At 64.3% G+C, this 15,325-nt stretch carries 14 protein-coding genes; 11 read left to right on the top strand and 3 right to left on the bottom strand.

Going from position 1 to position 15,325, the window contains the following annotated elements:
- The first annotated feature begins 38 nt into the window (after positions 1–38).
- From argC to ACFULT_RS19335, 9 genes are all read left to right on the top strand, one after another.
- The gene (gene argC / locus ACFULT_RS19375) at positions 39–1,094 is read left to right on the top strand and encodes an N-acetyl-gamma-glutamyl-phosphate reductase (protein ID WP_037107843.1); all 1,056 of its coding nucleotides are present in this window, start codon (positions 39–41) and stop codon (positions 1,092–1,094) included.
- Complete coding sequence (argJ, locus tag ACFULT_RS19370; RefSeq protein WP_037107787.1) at positions 1,091–2,317, top strand: bifunctional glutamate N-acetyltransferase/amino-acid acetyltransferase ArgJ; 1,227 nt, start codon at positions 1,091–1,093, stop codon at positions 2,315–2,317. Before argC ends, argJ begins: the two co-directional genes overlap by 4 nt.
- On the top strand, positions 2,314–3,216 hold the full coding sequence (gene argB / locus ACFULT_RS19365) for an acetylglutamate kinase (protein WP_037107791.1): 903 nt from the start codon (positions 2,314–2,316) through the stop codon (positions 3,214–3,216). Before argJ ends, argB begins: the two co-directional genes overlap by 4 nt.
- Positions 3,213–4,412, top strand: a complete 1,200-nt coding sequence (locus ACFULT_RS19360; RefSeq protein WP_037107794.1) for an acetylornithine transaminase — start codon at positions 3,213–3,215, stop codon at positions 4,410–4,412. Before argB ends, ACFULT_RS19360 begins: the two co-directional genes overlap by 4 nt.
- Position 4,413: 1 nt before the next feature.
- Positions 4,414–5,349, top strand: coding sequence for an ornithine carbamoyltransferase (argF, locus tag ACFULT_RS19355; RefSeq protein WP_037107797.1), 936 nt, complete (start codon positions 4,414–4,416; stop codon positions 5,347–5,349).
- Complete coding sequence (locus ACFULT_RS19350; RefSeq protein ID WP_037107800.1) at positions 5,346–5,861, top strand: arginine repressor; 516 nt, start codon at positions 5,346–5,348, stop codon at positions 5,859–5,861. Before argF ends, ACFULT_RS19350 begins: the two co-directional genes overlap by 4 nt.
- Before the next feature lie 25 nt (positions 5,862–5,886).
- On the top strand, positions 5,887–7,326 hold the full coding sequence (gene argH, locus ACFULT_RS19345) for an argininosuccinate lyase (RefSeq protein ID WP_027498866.1): 1,440 nt from the start codon (positions 5,887–5,889) through the stop codon (positions 7,324–7,326).
- 113 nt (positions 7,327–7,439) lie between these two features.
- Entirely contained in the window at positions 7,440–10,460 is a 3,021-nt protein-coding gene (locus ACFULT_RS19340) for an AMP-binding protein (RefSeq protein ID WP_037107802.1), read from the top strand.
- Positions 10,461–10,535: 75 nt separating this feature from the next.
- The gene (locus ACFULT_RS19335; protein WP_037107852.1) at positions 10,536–10,742 is read left to right on the top strand and encodes a Trm112 family protein; all 207 of its coding nucleotides are present in this window, start codon (positions 10,536–10,538) and stop codon (positions 10,740–10,742) included.
- 3 nt (positions 10,743–10,745) lie between these two features.
- On the opposite strand, the gene ACFULT_RS19330 is transcribed toward ACFULT_RS19335, so the two are convergent.
- The 3 genes from ACFULT_RS19330 to ACFULT_RS19320 are packed head-to-tail and all read right to left on the bottom strand — an operon-like array spanning position 10,746 to position 12,849.
- Entirely contained in the window at positions 10,746–11,354 is a 609-nt protein-coding gene (locus tag ACFULT_RS19330; protein WP_170945321.1) for a TetR family transcriptional regulator, read from the bottom strand.
- Positions 11,351–12,106, bottom strand: coding sequence for an ABC transporter permease (locus ACFULT_RS19325; RefSeq protein WP_378482182.1), 756 nt, complete (start codon positions 12,104–12,106; stop codon positions 11,351–11,353). The genes ACFULT_RS19330 and ACFULT_RS19325 overlap by 4 nt, the downstream gene beginning before the upstream one ends.
- On the bottom strand, positions 12,103–12,849 hold the full coding sequence (locus tag ACFULT_RS19320) for an ABC transporter ATP-binding protein (RefSeq protein WP_378482181.1): 747 nt from the start codon (positions 12,847–12,849) through the stop codon (positions 12,103–12,105). Before ACFULT_RS19320 ends, ACFULT_RS19325 begins: the two co-directional genes overlap by 4 nt.
- Positions 12,850–12,943: 94 nt before the next feature.
- Here ACFULT_RS19320 and ACFULT_RS19315 point away from each other — a divergent pair, with 94 nt between their 5' ends.
- On the top strand, positions 12,944–13,552 hold the full coding sequence (locus ACFULT_RS19315; RefSeq protein ID WP_378482180.1) for a DNA-3-methyladenine glycosylase: 609 nt from the start codon (positions 12,944–12,946) through the stop codon (positions 13,550–13,552).
- Between the two features lie 57 nt (positions 13,553–13,609).
- Positions 13,610–14,884 (top strand): tyrosine--tRNA ligase, encoded by a 1,275-nt coding sequence (tyrS, locus tag ACFULT_RS19310; RefSeq protein WP_378482179.1) that lies wholly within the window; start codon positions 13,610–13,612, stop codon positions 14,882–14,884.
- Positions 14,885–15,325: the final 441 nt, after the last annotated feature.

Genomic DNA, 15,325 nt, shown 5'->3' with positions numbered 1-15,325 from the left:
ATCGTGAATGAGCTTGCATGGTGATGCATAATCATCGTATGAACGATCGGAATGGTGCGCCCCTGCGGATTGCCGTCGCGGGCGCCAGTGGATACGCAGGCGGCGAGATTCTGCGACTGTTGCTCGGTCATCCGGGCGTGCAGTCGGGACGAATCGTCATCGGATCTCTCACCGCGGGTGGCAATGCGGGCGCCTCGCTGGGCGAGTTCCACCCGCACCTGCTGCCCCTCGCGGACCGCGTTCTCGGTGAGACCACGCTGTCCGAACTGGAAGGACACGAGGTCGTCTTCCTGGGATTGCCGCACGGCAAGTCCGCGGAGATCGCGCAACAACTCCCAGAGTCCGTCGTGATCATCGACTGTGGCGCCGATTTCCGGTTGTCCGACGCCTCCGCGTGGGAGAAGTACTACAAGTCGCCTCACGCGGGTACGTGGCCCTACGGGTTGCCCGAGCTCCCCGGCCATCGAGAGAAGCTGATCGGAGCTACCCGGATCGCAGTTCCCGGGTGCTATCCGACGGTGTCGAGTCTTGCGCTCGCCCCTGCGGTTGCAGCGGGGATCGTGGAGCCGCGGGTGAACGTGGTGGCCGTCAGCGGTTCGTCGGGTGCCGGCCGTGCGCCCAAGGCGGATCTGCTCGGTTCCGAGGTGATGGGGTCGGTGCGGGCGTACGGCATTGCAGGGGCGCATCGGCACAACCCGGAGATCGTGCAGAACCTGTCGGCGCTGTCGCCGGAGCCGGTGTCCGTGTCGTTCACGCCCGTCCTGGCACCGATGCCGCGTGGCATTCTGGCCACGTGCACCGCGCGGACCACAGCGACCGAGGCGCAGGCCGTCGAGGTGTACGAGAAGGCTTATGCAGCAGAACCGTTCGTCCATGTGCTGTCATCGGGACGATTGCCGCAGACGGGTGCGGTGATCGGGTCCAACGCGGTGCAGCTGAGTGTGTCGGTCGACGCCGACGCCGGATTGCTCGTTGTCATCGCTGCCATCGACAACTTGACCAAGGGGACGGCAGGCGCTGCGGTCCAATCCATGAACCTCGCTCTCGGACTGCCCGAGACCGACGGACTTTCGACCGTAGGAGTCGCACCGTGAGCAGTTCGACCGAAGCGACGGCGCTTCAGGGCAAGCTCGTCCGGAACCAGGGTGTCACTGCACCTGCTGGATTCAAGGGTGCAGGTATCGCGGCGGGCATCAAAGCCAGCGGGAAGTCCGACCTGGCGCTGGTGTTCAACGAAGGGCCCGATACGGCTGCGGCGGGTGTCTTCACGCGAAACAAGGTGAAGGCCGCACCGGTGCTGTGGTCTCAGCAGGTGCTGACCGCGGGCAAGCTCCGTGCGGTGATTCTCAACTCCGGTGGGGCCAATGCTTGCACCGGTGCGGGCGGGTTCCAGGACACGCATCGAACGGCGGAAGAGGTCGCCTCGGCGTTGAGCAATTGGGGCACCGAGACGGGTGCCGGCGAAGTTGCTGTGTGTTCGACGGGTCTGATCGGCGATCGGTTGCCGATGGACAAGTTGATTCCCGGTGTCACCGAAGTGGTGCACGAGTTGGCGGGCGGCATTTCGGGCGGAACGGATGCCGCGTACGCGATCATGACCACCGACACGGTTCCGAAGCAGGCTGCCTTCCATCATGTCGACAAGTGGAACGTCGGCGGAATGGCCAAGGGCGCGGGCATGCTTGCTCCTTCGTTGGCGACGATGCTCAGCGTGGTCACCACCGACGCCGTCGCATCGGCCGAGCAGTTGGACACCGCGCTGCGGAACGCGACACGATTGTCCTACGATCGCCTCGATGTCGACGGGGCCACGTCCACCAACGACACGGTTCTGCTGCTTGCGTCGGGAGCCAGCGGTGTCTCTCCGAGCCAGGACGAGCTGAACGCCGCGGTACTGGCGGTGTGTGACGATCTGGCCGATCAGTTGATGGCGGATGCCGAAGGTGTCACGAAGCGGGTGAAGGTCACGGTCTCCGGGGCTGCGTCGGAGGACGATGCTTTGGTCGGTGCGCGCACGGTGGCACGGGACAGCCTGGTCAAGACGGCTCTCTTCGGATCCGATCCCAACTGGGGCCGGGTGCTCGCAGCAGTCGGTATCGCCCCGATCGAGCTGGACCCGAACCGTATTGCAGTGTCGTTCAACGGGAGTCCGGTCTGCGTCGACGGTGTCGGAGCTCCGGGTGCCCGTGAGGTCGACCTGTCCGGAGAGGACATCGAAGTTCGGATCGACCTCGGTGTCGGCGAGTCCGTCGTCACGATTCGCACGACCGATCTTTCCCACGGGTACGTCGAAGAGAACTCGGCGTACTCGTCATGACCGAACTCGATCTGACGGCGTCGCAGAAGGCGCACACGCTGGCCGGTGCCTTGCCGTGGCTGCAGAAGTTCAACGACAAGATCGTCGTCGTCAAATACGGCGGGAACGCGATGATCGACGAGGGACTCAAGCGCGCCTTCGCCGAGGACATGGTCTTTCTCCGAACCGTCGGATTGCATCCTGTGGTGGTGCACGGCGGTGGGCCTCAGATCAACGCGATGCTGGCCAGGCTGGGTATGACCGGAGAATTCCGTGGTGGATTCCGCGTCACGACGCCCGAGGTGATGGACATCGTCCGGATGGTTCTGTTCGGCCAGGTCGGACGCGAGCTCGTCGGGCTGATCAACAGTCACGGGCCGTACGCCGTGGGGATCTCCGGTGAGGATGCCCACCTGTTCACGGCATCCAAGCGTTCGGTGATGGTCGACGGTTCGCCGACCGACATCGGCCTCGTCGGCGACGTCACTTCGGTGAATCCCGACGCGGTCCTCGATCTCATTGCGGCAGGCAGGATTCCGGTGGTGTCGACCATCGCTCCCGACGCCGAGGGCGTGGTGCACAACATCAACGCCGACACCGCTGCCGCTGCGCTTGCCGAGGCGATCGGTGCGGAGAAGCTCGTAGTACTCACCGATGTCGAAGGGCTGTACACGAATTGGCCGGATCGGTCGTCGTTGACGTCGGAGATCGACGTGGATTCTCTGACTGCTCTGCTGCCCTCGCTCGACGCGGGGATGGTGCCGAAGATGGAGGCGTGCCTACGAGCGGTCCAGGGTGGTGTGCCGTCTGCACACGTCATCGACGGTAGGGTTCCGCATTCGGTTCTGGTGGAACTGTTCACAGGCGAAGGGATCGGCACGATGGTGTCGGCGCCGGAACTATCAGGAGAGCATTCATGACCGAGCACACCACGACCGTCGACCTCCAAGCGCGGTGGTCGAATTCGTTGATGGACAATTACGGTGTGCCACGCGTTGCTCTGGTGCGCGGTGAGGGCGCCGTTGTGACCGACGCCGACGGTAAGCAGTACCTCGACCTGCTCGCCGGTATCGCCGTCAACATTCTCGGCCATGCACATCCCGCTGTGATCGACGCGGTCACGACCCAGCTGTCGACGCTCGGGCACACCTCGAACCTGTATGCGACCGAGCCGGGTATCGCGCTCGCCGAGCAGCTGCTGTCCCATCTGGGTGCGAGCGTGCACGGACGCGTGTTCCTGTGCAATTCCGGTACCGAGGCCAACGAAGCAGCGTTCAAGATTGCGCGGTTGACCGGTCGGCCCAAGATCATTGCCGCCGAGAAGGCGTTCCACGGGCGAACGATGGGTGCGCTCGCCTTGACGGGTCAGCCGGACAAGCGCGTGCCGTTCGAGCCGATGCCCGCGGGCGTGGAGCACGTGCCGTACGGAGATGTCGCCGCACTGGAGGCTGCCGTTGATTCGGACACTGCGGCAGTCTTCCTGGAACCGATCATGGGCGAGGGCGGTGTCGTGGTGCCGCCGGAGGGCTATCTGCTCGCCGCACGGGAGATCACGGCGCGGCACGGAGCTCTGCTGATCCTCGACGAGGTGCAGACGGGCATCGGGCGGACCGGATGGTTCTACGCGCATCAGGCCGTCGGTATCGTCCCCGATGTCATCACGTTGGCGAAGGGGCTCGGCGGGGGACTGCCGATCGGTGCGTGCATCGGAATCGGCGAGGCAGCCGCCCTGCTTCATCCGGGCAAGCACGGCACCACGTTCGGTGGAAATCCGGTGTGCGCGTCGGCCGCGCTGGCGGTGCTTCGGACTCTCGCCGAGGACGACCTGGTGTCTCACGCCGACAGGCTGGGCAAGGTCATCACACACTCCATCGAGGAGCTGCACCATCCGCTGATCGACCACGTTCGCGGATCCGGTCTCCTCCTGGGCGTCGTACTGTCGAAGGCCGTCGCAGCCAAAGCCGAATCCGCTGCCCGCGATGCAGGCTTCCTGATCAATGCCGCCCAGCCCGACGTTCTGCGCTTGGCCCCGCCCTTGGTTCTCACAGAGGAACAGGCGGCGTCGTTCGTCGCGGCATTGCCCACAATTCTCGACACTGCCGACGAAACGGATTGACATGGCACTGAAGAACTTCCTCAAGGACGACGATCTCACGCCGCAGGAGCAGGCCGAGGTGTTGGCGCTCGCAGCAGAACTCAAGCGCGCACCGTTCTCCACGCGGCCGTTGGAGGGACCGCAGGGCGTCGGCGTCATCTTCGAGAAGAACTCCACCCGCACCCGCTTCTCCTTCGAGATCGGAATCGCGCAACTCGGCGGGCATGCCGTGGTGGTCGACGGGCAGAGCACTCAGCTCGGACGTGAGGAGACGCTGCAGGACACCGGCCGGGTGCTGTCGCGGTACGTGGAGGCAATCGTGTGGCGCACGTTCGGGCAGAAACGACTCGAACAGATGGCCACCGGAGCGACGGTGCCGATCGTGAATGCTCTGTCCAACGAGTTCCATCCGTGCCAGGTCCTCGCCGATCTGCAGACTCTGGCGGAGCGGAAGGGCGAGCTGAAGGGACTGAAACTCGCGTACTTCGGTGACGGTGCCAACAACATGGCTCATTCGCTGTTGCTCGGTGGTGTCACCGCGGGTATCGACGTGACCATCGCTGCGCCTCGTGAATTCGCGCCGCTGCCCGCTGTGGTCGAGGCGTCTCGTGCGCGCGCCGAGATCACCGGTGCACGTATCACTCTCACCGAGGACCCGTACGAAGCCGCGGAGGGCGCCGACGCCCTCGTCACCGACACGTGGACGTCGATGGGTCAGGAGAACGACGGTCTCGACCGCGTCGCACCGTTCAGGCCGTACCGGATCGACGCCGAGCTGCTGTCCAAAGCCAAGTCCGATGCCGTTGTGTTGCACTGTCTTCCCGCGCATCGCGGCGAGGAGATCACCGACGAGGTGCTCGACGGCCCGCAGAGCGTGGTGTGGGACGAGGCCGAGAACCGTTTGCACGCACAGAAGGCGCTGCTGGTCTGGCTGCTCGAGCAGGCACGACGACCGTGAGCGAGGAAGCGTCGTCGGTTCCGTTGACTGCCTCGACGCGGGCGGGGAGGCAGGCGCGCATCGTTGCGCTGCTGTCGAACCATCAGGTCCGCAGTCAGCCGGAACTCGCGACGCTGTTGGCGTCGGAAGGCATCGACGTCACTCAGGCGACGTTGTCGCGGGACCTCGACGAGTTGGGCGCGGTGAAGCTGCGTGCCGCGGACGGTGGCGTCGGCGTGTACGTGGTGCCCGAGGACGGTAACCCGGTCCGAGGCGTGTCCGGGGGTACCGACAGGCTGACCAGGTTGCTCGGTGAACTGCTCGTGTCGACCGATTCGAGCGGCAACCAAGCGGTATTGCGCACACCTCCCGGCGCAGCGGGGTATCTGGCCAGTGCGCTCGACCGGGCGTCGCTTCGCGAAATCGTCGGCACGGTCGCCGGAGACGACACCATCTTCGTGATTGCCCGAGAACCCGTTACCGGCAGCGAGCTTGCCGACAAGATCGAGAAACTGGCGCGACGTGCCGAATGATCCGAACGATGTGGAAAGCAGAACTGTGAGCGAACAGCACGGAACCAACGAAGGATCGCTGTGGGGCGGACGGTTCGCGTCCGGTCCGGCCGAGGCGATGGCGGCACTGAGCAAGTCGACGCACTTCGACTGGGTGTTGGCCCCGTACGACATTCGGGCGTCGATGGCACACGCACGTGTGTTGAACGGTGCGGGATTGTTGACGGCGGCGGACCTCGAGACGATGCTCGACGGTTTGTCTCGGTTGGCCGAGGACGTCGCCTCCGGTGAGTTCGCTGCCGCAGAGTCCGACGAAGATGTCCACGGAGCGCTCGAACGGGGCCTGATCGACAGGGTCGGTCCCGAGGTCGGAGGGAGGCTTCGGGCCGGACGCTCGCGCAACGACCAGGTGGCGACTCTGTTCAGGATGTGGCTGCGCGACGCTGTCCGTCGGGTCTCGGCAGGCGTCCTCGACGTCGTCGACGCGTTGGCCACGCAGGCTGCTGCGCACCCGGCTGCGGTCATGCCGGGCAAGACGCATTCGCAGGCCGCGCAACCGGTGCTGCTGGCCCATCATCTCCTGGCGCACACCCATCCTCTGTTGCGTGACGTCCAGAGGTTCCAGGATTTCGATCGCCGAGCCGCGGTGTCGCCGTACGGTTCGGGGGCCTTGGCGGGCTCGTCGCTGGGCCTGAGCCCGGAGAAGATCGCAGCCGAGCTGGGCTTCGATTCGTCGGCCGAGAATTCGATAGACGCGACCTCCTCACGTGACTTCGCGGCGGAAGCGTCGTTCGTGCTTGCGATGACCGCGGTCGATCTGTCGCGTCTCGCGGAGGAGATCGTGTCGTGGAGTACCCCGGAGTACGGCTACGTAACGCTCGCCGACGCGTGGTCGACGGGCAGCTCGATCATGCCGCAGAAGAAGAACCCCGACGTCGCGGAATTGACGCGCGGCAAGACGGGTCGTCTCATCGGTAACCTCACCGGACTGCTGGCGACTCTGAAGGCACAGCCGTTGGCCTACAACCGGGATCTGCAGGAGGACAAGGAGCCGGTCTTCGATTCGGTGGCGCAGCTGGAACTGTTGCTGCCCGCTCTCGCCGGATTGGTCGGGACACTGGAGTTCCATGTGGATCGGTTGGCCGAGCTCGCGCCCGCAGGCTTCACGTTGGCGACGGACATCGCCGAGTGGATGGTGAGACAGGGTGTTCCGTTCCGGGTGGCGCACGAGGCGGCCGGAGCGTGCGTTCGTGTTGCGGAGGGGCGCGGCGTCGGGTTGGAGGAGTTGACCGACGAGGAGTTGTCGTCGATCGATCCGTCGTTGACGCCGGCGGTTCGCGAGGTCCTGACCGTCGAGGGTTCCATTTCGTCGCGAGATTCTCGGGGCGGCACGGCTGCTGTGCAGGTGGCGAGCCAGCTCGGTGGTGTGCGGTCGACTGCGGAGAAGGCTCGCGCGTGGCTCGCCGACGGAATTCCTGCTCGCTGACAGAGAAATAAATCAGGCGCGCCGGATTCGAAGGGGTTCGGTGTGAGAAGCTTCTGACGGGTCGGTGAGTGGCCGGTTCGAGCGGGGACAAGCGTCGAACGCAGGAGTGTGTTGTGGTGGGACTGAACGCAGACGCGATCCGCGGGCCGTTGCGGCGTGCGGTGGCGACTGCACAGAACGGCCTCGAAGTGATCCGTCTCGGCGGTCTGGAGACCGAGGTCGATCCGTCGCCGTTCAAGGTCGTCGATCGTGAGCCGATGTACCGGCTCCGTCGGTATTTCGCCGACGATGCCGACGAGGGTTCGAAGCCTCCGGTCGTGCTGGTACCGCCGATGATGGTGTCGGCCGATGTGTACGACGTGACGACCGAGAACGGCGCTGCCGGCATTCTTCACGACATGGGCCTCGATCCGTGGGTGGTGGACTTCGGTTCGCCCGATACGGAGGAAGGCGGGTGGAGCCGGACTCTGGCGGATCATGTCGTCGCCATCAGCGAGGTGGTGGACAAGGTCCACACGATCACCGGCCGCGATGTTCACCTCGGCGGGTACTCGCAGGGCGGGATGTTCTGTTACCAGGCTGCGGCGTACCGGAGTGGCCGAAATCTGGCGAGTCTCATCACGTTCGGGGCGCCGGTGGACACGTTGGCGGCGTTGCCGTTGGGGATTCCAGCCGGTGTGGCGACCAAGGGTGCCGAGTTTCTCGCGGACCACGTGTTCACTCGAATGGACGTCTCCGGGTGGATGGCTCGGACCGGATTTCAACTGTTGGATCCGGCGAAGACGGTGCGGTCTCGACTCGACTTCCTGCGACAGCTGCACGACCGCGATGCATTGTTGCCTCGCGAGCCGCAGAGGCGTTTTCTGGCGATGGACGGCTGGGTTGCGTGGTCCGGCCCGGCTGTGGCCGAGCTGTTGAAGCAGTTCGTGGTGCACAACCGCATGATGACGGGCGGATTCGTCATCAAGGATCGGTTGCTGACGCTGTCCGAGTTGTCGGTTCCGGTTCTCGCGTTCGTCGGCGAGGTCGACGACATCGGCCAGCCGTTGGCGGTGCGCGGCATCAAGCGTGCGGCGCCACGTGCGGAGATCTTCGAAAGCACTTTGCGTGCCGGTCACTTCGGGTTGGTGGTCGGCACCACCGCCGCGGCGCAGACGTGGCCTACGACGGGCGAGTGGATACGGTGGCGGGAAGGGCTGGGGGAGCAGCCATCCGACGTGCACGAGATGGTGTACGACGAACATCCCGATTCCGAAAGCGGTGTGTCGGTCAGCAATCGAATCATTCATACGGCCGCGTCCATCGCGGAGGTGGGTGTCGGAGTGGGCCGCGGGCTCGCGGCAGCGGCGACGGGAGCTGTGAGAGGTACCCGCGAGATATCGTCGGAGGCTGTGCGCACGTTGCCACGATTGGCACGTCTCGGTCAGATGCAGGCGCATTCGACAGTGTCGTTGGGCAGGCTCATCGCTGATCAGGGACGTCGGTCTCCGGCGGGTGAGTGCTTCCTGTTCGACGATCGCGTCCATACGTACGAGGCCGTCAACGTCCGCATCGACAACGTCGTGAAGGGCCTTGTCGTCTCCGGCATCCGGCCGTCGGCGCGCATCGGTGTGCTGATGGAGACCCGTCCGAGCGCGCTGGCGGCCGTGGCCGCGTTGTCCAGAATCGGCGCTGTAGCTGTTCTGCTTCCTCCGGGCGGCAACCTCGAGAGTGCCCTGCGAGCGGTGGACGTCGATACCGTCGTCACCGACCCGGAGAACCTGAAGTCTGCGACGACTGTCGCCGCCAACGTTCTCGTTCTGGGCGGCGGCGATGCTCGTCAGCTGGACGTACCGAGCGGGGCAGATGTCACCGACCTCGAAGCTGTCGATCCGGATTCGGTGAGGTTGCCCGCGTGGTTCGAGCCCAATCCGGGCCGTGCGAGGGAACTGGCGATGGTGTTGTTCACGGCGACCGATCGGGGTCTCGAGCCTCGCTACATCACCAACCACAGGTGGGCGCTGTCGGCGTACGGCACCGCTACCGCGGCCGGGTTGAGTTCCGGAGACACGGTGTATTGCCTTGCCCCTCTTCACCATTCGGCGGGATTGTTGGTGAGTGTCGGTGGTGCGCTCGCCGGGGGGTCGCGTATTGCCCTGTCTCGGGGTCTCGACCCGGTTCGGTTCTCCGGTGAGGTTTCCCGCTATGGAGTGACCGTCATCAGCTACACCTGGGCGATGATGCAGAGCATCCTCGACGACGATCATCTCGATCTCGACCTCCGGCATGCGGTCCGCTTGTTCATCGGATCGGGAATGCCTGTCGGGCTGTGGAAACGAACGATGGAGCGTTTCTCGCCCGCTCGTGTTCTCGAGTTCTATGCCTCCACCGAGAACGACATCATCCTGGCCAACGTGGGTGGTTCGAAGATCGGATCGAAGGGGCGCCCGTTGCCGGGAAGCGCACGGGTGGCTCTGGCTGCCTACGACCCCATCACCGGGAGATTGGAGGAGGACGACAACGGTTTCGTTCGACTGTGCAAGGACGGCGAGGTCGGTTTGCTCCTCGGGCGTCCGAGCAACGAGGGCGAGGTCACCAGTCCTTTGATGCGGGGCGTGTTCGAGCCCGGTGATTCGTGGATTCCCACCGAGAACCTGTTTCGACGGGATTCCGACGGGGATTTCTGGCTGGTGGACCGCAAGGACACCGTCGTGAAGACACCTCGCGGTCCGGTGTTCACGCAGCCCATCATCGATGCGTTCGGGGAGATTCCGCAGGTTCGATCCGTCGTCGTCTACGGGGTGGACATCGGTGGCAGTGCCGATTCGTCCCGGCGACTCGACCATGCCGACGAGGTCGCGATCTGCGGCATTTCGGTGCGGAAGGACAGCACGGTGCCGGGTAAGGCGATCACCGACGCCATGGGCGTGCTGCTGCCGAGTCAGCGCCCGGACATCGTTCATCTCGTCGATGCGATTCCGCTGGGACGGGCGTATCGGCCACGCGAAACCGAGCTACGAAAGTCTCGTATCCCGACGCCGAGTGCTCGGACCTGGTATTACGACGAGGAATCCAGTACCTACAAGCGGTTGACCAAAGCGATTGCGGCGCAACGTTTCGGCACCGACAGTGTGGCCGACGTCGGAACGGACTGAGCTCTGCTACGTGCGGTGGGTAAGGTTTGCGGACGATCCCCGTGCAAATCGGTGACAGACGAAAGTGAGAAATCGGTGGCAATCGATCAGACACTGCTGAGCATCCTCGCGTGCCCTGTCGACAAGGGCCCGCTGTTGCTGGTGGAGGACGAGCTGCTCTACAACCCGCGGTTGCGTCGGGCATATCCGATCGAGAACGGTATTCCGGTCCTGCTCGTCGACGACGCGAGGGATGTGGACGACGCCGAGCACGAGTCGATTCTGGCTCGCGCTCAATCCTGATCGTCAGGGGACGAAGTCTGGCAGTTCACCGGTGAGATAGTGCTGCAACGTCTGTGCTGTCAGCGCCACGACGCGGTGCGCGGGCATCGAGGCGAGCGGTTCGATGCTCAGGATGTGGCGGGTGAGCAGCAGACCGGACATCTGGGAGGCAACGAGCGCGACTCGCAGAGGGCCCGACCCGACGGGTTCGTCGACTCTGTGTGCGATGTCCTCGAGCACGATGTGCATCAGAAAGGTCTTGATCAGGCCTACGTCGGCGCCTGCGATCAGCGAACGAAACGTGGCGACGACGGCCTGGCCGTTCTCGGAGTCCCAGACGGCAAGAATCGCAGTGAGCAGCGCCTCACCGAGCCGATCGGTGTCGGCGGCCAGGACTGGACGAAGTACTACCGTCGGATCGGTCGGCAGGGCGATCGACGCTACGAAGAGGTCTCGCTTGGTCCCGAAGTAGTGATGCACGAGGGCGGAGTCGACGCCGGCGTCCGCGGCGATCGATCGGATCGATGTCTTGTCGAAACCTGTAGCGGCGAAACGTGTTCGAGCGACTCTCAGTATCTCCTCGCGCGTGTCCGGTCGGCCCGGTCGTCGTCCCGTCCGTGCTCGGCCGGTCATGGTGTCCGCCGCCGTAGAGTTGCTGCTGCAGCACACAACGCGGCGACCGTGAAGGCGAGAACGACGGCGACATCGGTGAAGAATTGCCCGGTGACGCTGGGGGCGGCGGAGATCTGGCTCAGCGCGTCGACTGCGTAACTGAGCGGCATGACGTTGCTGACGGCGTGCAGCCAGTCCGGCATCTGATTTCGGGGGACGAGTAGTCCGCACAGGAAAAGTTGCGGCACGACCACGACCGGCATGAACTGCACGGCCTGGAATTCGGTGCGAGCGAACGCGCTGCACAGCAGTCCGATCGCGACACCGAGAACGGCGCCGAGCACCGCGATCAGCAGCACCCAGGCGGGTGACCCTTCGGTGGAGAGTCCGAGCGCTCCGAACACGACCGCACAGGCCAGAAGCGACTGGAGTATCGCAGCTAACGAGAATGCCGTGGCGTATCCGGCCAGCAGATCCAGCTTGGACATCGGTGTCGTGAGGAGTCGTTCCAGCGTCCCGGAGCTGCGTTCGCGCTGCATGGCGATCGAGGTGATCAGAAACATCACCACGAACGGCAAGATCCCGAGCATGCTGACGGCGACGCGATCGAACAGCGGGGGAGCGCCCGGTGCGGTGGGAAAATCCTGGTAGAGGAAGTACAGCAGAACCATGAGCAGAGAGGGGACGAGCAGGATCATCGCGACGGTTCGGTGATCGGCCCGGAGCTGACGCAGAATCCGGGTGGTTCCGGCTGCGTAGATGTGCAGGTTCATCGGACACCGCCCTCGGTGGTGCGAATGAGGGTCAAGAACGCGTGTTCGAGGCTCGATTCTCCCGTGCGTTGCAACAGTGCGTGAGGTGCGACTTGTGCAAGTACCGAACCGTCGCGCATCAGGACCAGTTCGGAGCAGTGCTCAGCCTCCTCCATGACGTGGCTCGACACCAGCAGCGTCGCCCCCGAGCCGACGATGTCCTCGAATCGTGACCACAGTTCGGCTCGCAGTACGGGATCGAGTCCGACGGTGGGTTCGTCCAACACGAGCAGTTCGGGCTCGGCGACAAGCGCGCTGGCCAGGGACACGCGGCCGAGTTGCCCACCGGACAGATTTCCCGCCGGCGACGACGCATGCTCACCCAGACCCACGGAATCGATTGCAGACGAGACCGATCGGGAATCGCGTCCGTACAGCGCGGCGAAGTAGGCCACGTTGTCGCGGACCGAGAGGTCGCGGTAGACACTCGGGGCCTGGGTCACGTAGCCGACTTTGCTGCGCAGTGCTTTCGAGCCTGCCGGTTTGCCCAGCACGGTGACCGTTCCCGACTCGACCACCTGAGTACCGACGATCGCTCTCATCAAAGTTGTCTTGCCGCATCCGGACGGGCCGAGCAGGCCGGTGATGTGGCCGGCGGGGATGGACATGGTCACCGCGTCGAGAACTGTGCGTTTCCCCCGTCGGACGACGAGGTTTTCGACGACGACTGCTGGATCGGATCCGATCGTCATGGTGTCCTCCATAATTCATCGATTGATGAAATCATCGTGTGATGAATTCAAGACCTGGAGGCGGTCGACGTCAAGACCGAGAACCGTCAGGGAAAGATCAGCCGGTGTGAACGCTGAGGATCTGAACTGCCATCCCGTCGAGGCCGCCCGGAAGCTGCTCGGCGTCGAACTTCGGGTGGAGGACGTATGCGTGCGAGTCGTCGAAGTAGAGGCATACGGAGGCCCCGAAGGGGGACCGTGGCCGGATTCCGCTGCTCACTCCTATCGCGGTCCGACTCCGCGTAACCGCGTGATGTTCGGCCCGGCGGGCAGGTTGTACGTCTACTCGAGTTACGGCATGCATTTGTGCATGAACGTCACCTGCGGTCCCGACGGTGAAGCCGCCGCAGTGTTGCTGCGAGCCGCCGAGCTGGTGGACGGTGAAGCGTCGGTGCGGCGCCGGAGAGGCGACCGAGTTGCGGCCAGGAAGCTGGTCAGTGGGCCCGGCAACCTGGGGCAGGCCATAGGCGCCCAGCTCTCGGACAACGGAATGGACCTGTTGGATAGGTCGTCGAGGATCGTTCTCGACGCAGGCCGGGCCCCGTGTCCGACCGACATCGCCGAAGGTCCGCGGGTGGGGATCAGCAAGGCTGCCGACAGACCGTGGAGGTTCTGGATCCCGCGCTCCGACGCGGTGTCGGCGTATCGCCGGAGCCCGCGGGCGCCGGCGTCCTGACCGAGCCCGACGAGGGCGAGGTTCCTGTTCGACGTCGGATGCGGAAAGATCGGAGGCGTGAGCGAGAACATCATCGACGAATTGACCTGGCGCGGATTGATCGCGCAGTCCACCGACGTGGACGAACTGAAGAAGGCGACGTCCGACGGGCCGATCACTCTTTATGCGGGCTTCGACCCGACCGGTCCCAGCCTTCACGCAGGCCACCTCGTTCCGCTGTTGGCGCTCAAGCGTTTTCAACGTGCAGGCCACCGGCCGATTGTCCTGGCAGGCGGTGCCACCGGACTGATCGGCGATCCTCGTGATGTGGGGGAGCGGGTCATGAACTCGTCCGACACCGTCCGGGATTGGGCCGACCGTATTCGCGGCCAGCTCGAGCGATTCGTCGAGTTCGACGACGGCACTACGGGTGCGATCGTCGAGAACAACCTGAACTGGACCGGTCCGCTGTCGGCGATCGATTTCCTGCGTGACGTCGGCAAGCATTTCTCGGTGAACGTGATGCTTGCGCGGGACACGGTGAAAACGCGTCTGGAGGCCGACGGGATGTCGTATACCGAGTTCAGCTACATGCTTCTTCAGGCGAACGACTACGTCCAACTGCGTCGCACGCACGGGTGCACGCTGCAGATCGGCGGTTCGGATCAGTGGGGCAACATCATCGCAGGCGTCGAACTCAACCGACGCAAGGACGGTGAGTCGGTCCACGCGCTGACGGTGCCCCTGGTCACGTCGGCGGACGGAAAGAAGTTCGGAAAGTCCACCGGTGGCGGGAGCCTGTGGCTCGACCCGGAAATGACCAGCCCGTACGCCTGGTACCAGTACTTCGTGAACACCGGTGATGCCGATGTCGTCAAGTACCTCCGTTGGTTCACCTTCCTCGATCAGGCCGAACTCGACCAGCTCGACGAAGCGACGCGTGAACGTCCGCATGCGCGGGAGGCTCAGAAGCGTCTGGCAGCCGAGATGACGACATTGGTGCACGGTGAGGCGAACACACGAGCAGTGGAGCTGGCCAGCCAGGCTCTGTTCGGCCGCGCCGAACTTGCCGATCTCGACGAGTCGACGTTGGCAGCCGCACTCGGTGAGACACCGGTAGCCGACCTCGCGCCGGGTGAGCCGTCGACGATCGTCGACTTGCTCGTCGCAACCGGTCTCTCCGAGAGCAAGGGCGCAGCACGTCGCGCAGTGAAGGAGGGCGGTGCTTCGGTCAACAACCAGAAAATCACCGACGAGGAGTGGACGCCGTCGCCCGAGGATCTGCTGCACGGCCGTTGGTTGGTCGTACGTCGGGGAAAGCGGAACTTCGCAGGTGTGCGCGTAGCCTCCTAGCGATACGGCGCCGAGGTGGTGCGAGTCACATAGGTGTGATTCGGGAACGTGGTGGGTAGACAAGATCCCTGCACGCGTCACCACCTCGGCGTTTGTCGTTCGGATTCTCGGCGACCTGGGGATTTGACGCGCAGTTTCTCGTGCCGTAACTTTTGTCGAGTCAGAGCGACACGGACACCGACCAGGGCCTACGCGGTCCCGGACACGAGGTTGGACGTCGGAGCCTGACGGAACATGAAATTCCAGTTCTACCCACCAAGAGTCGGAGCTTGCTTCCGAGACCAAGCTGGGATAGGCTGGAGAAGTTGCCCCAAACACCCTGAAGTTACGGTTTCTTGGTTGTTCGGTGTGTGCGTGTTCTTTGAGAACTCAACAGTGTGTCGATGAATGTCAGTGCCGAATGTTTTTGGTGCTCATGCCTTTTGGGGTGTGGGTGTGGCA

Origin of the sequence: Rhodococcus sp. NPDC057297, from assembly GCF_042667435.1 — a bacterium.
Classification (GTDB): Bacteria; Actinomycetota; Actinomycetes; order Mycobacteriales; family Mycobacteriaceae; genus Rhodococcoides.
Note: the sequence above shows the minus strand (reverse complement) of the source record. Positions and strands in the feature narration are given on the sequence as shown.

Coding starts and splice junctions, on each gene's coding strand:
- argC (WP_037107843.1), top strand. CDS start 39: ATGAACGATCGGAATGGTGCGCCCCTGCGGATTGCCGTCGCGGGCGCC.
- argB (WP_037107791.1), top strand. CDS start 2,314: ATGACCGAACTCGATCTGACGGCGTCGCAGAAGGCGCACACGCTGGCC.
- ACFULT_RS19360 (WP_037107794.1), top strand. CDS start 3,213: ATGACCGAGCACACCACGACCGTCGACCTCCAAGCGCGGTGGTCGAAT.
- argF (WP_037107797.1), top strand. CDS start 4,414: ATGGCACTGAAGAACTTCCTCAAGGACGACGATCTCACGCCGCAGGAG.
- ACFULT_RS19330 (WP_170945321.1), bottom strand. CDS start 11,354: ATGACCGGCCGAGCACGGACGGGACGACGACCGGGCCGACCGGACACG.
- ACFULT_RS19325 (WP_378482182.1), bottom strand. CDS start 12,106: ATGAACCTGCACATCTACGCAGCCGGAACCACCCGGATTCTGCGTCAG.
- ACFULT_RS19320 (WP_378482181.1), bottom strand. CDS start 12,849: ATGGAGGACACCATGACGATCGGATCCGATCCAGCAGTCGTCGTCGAA.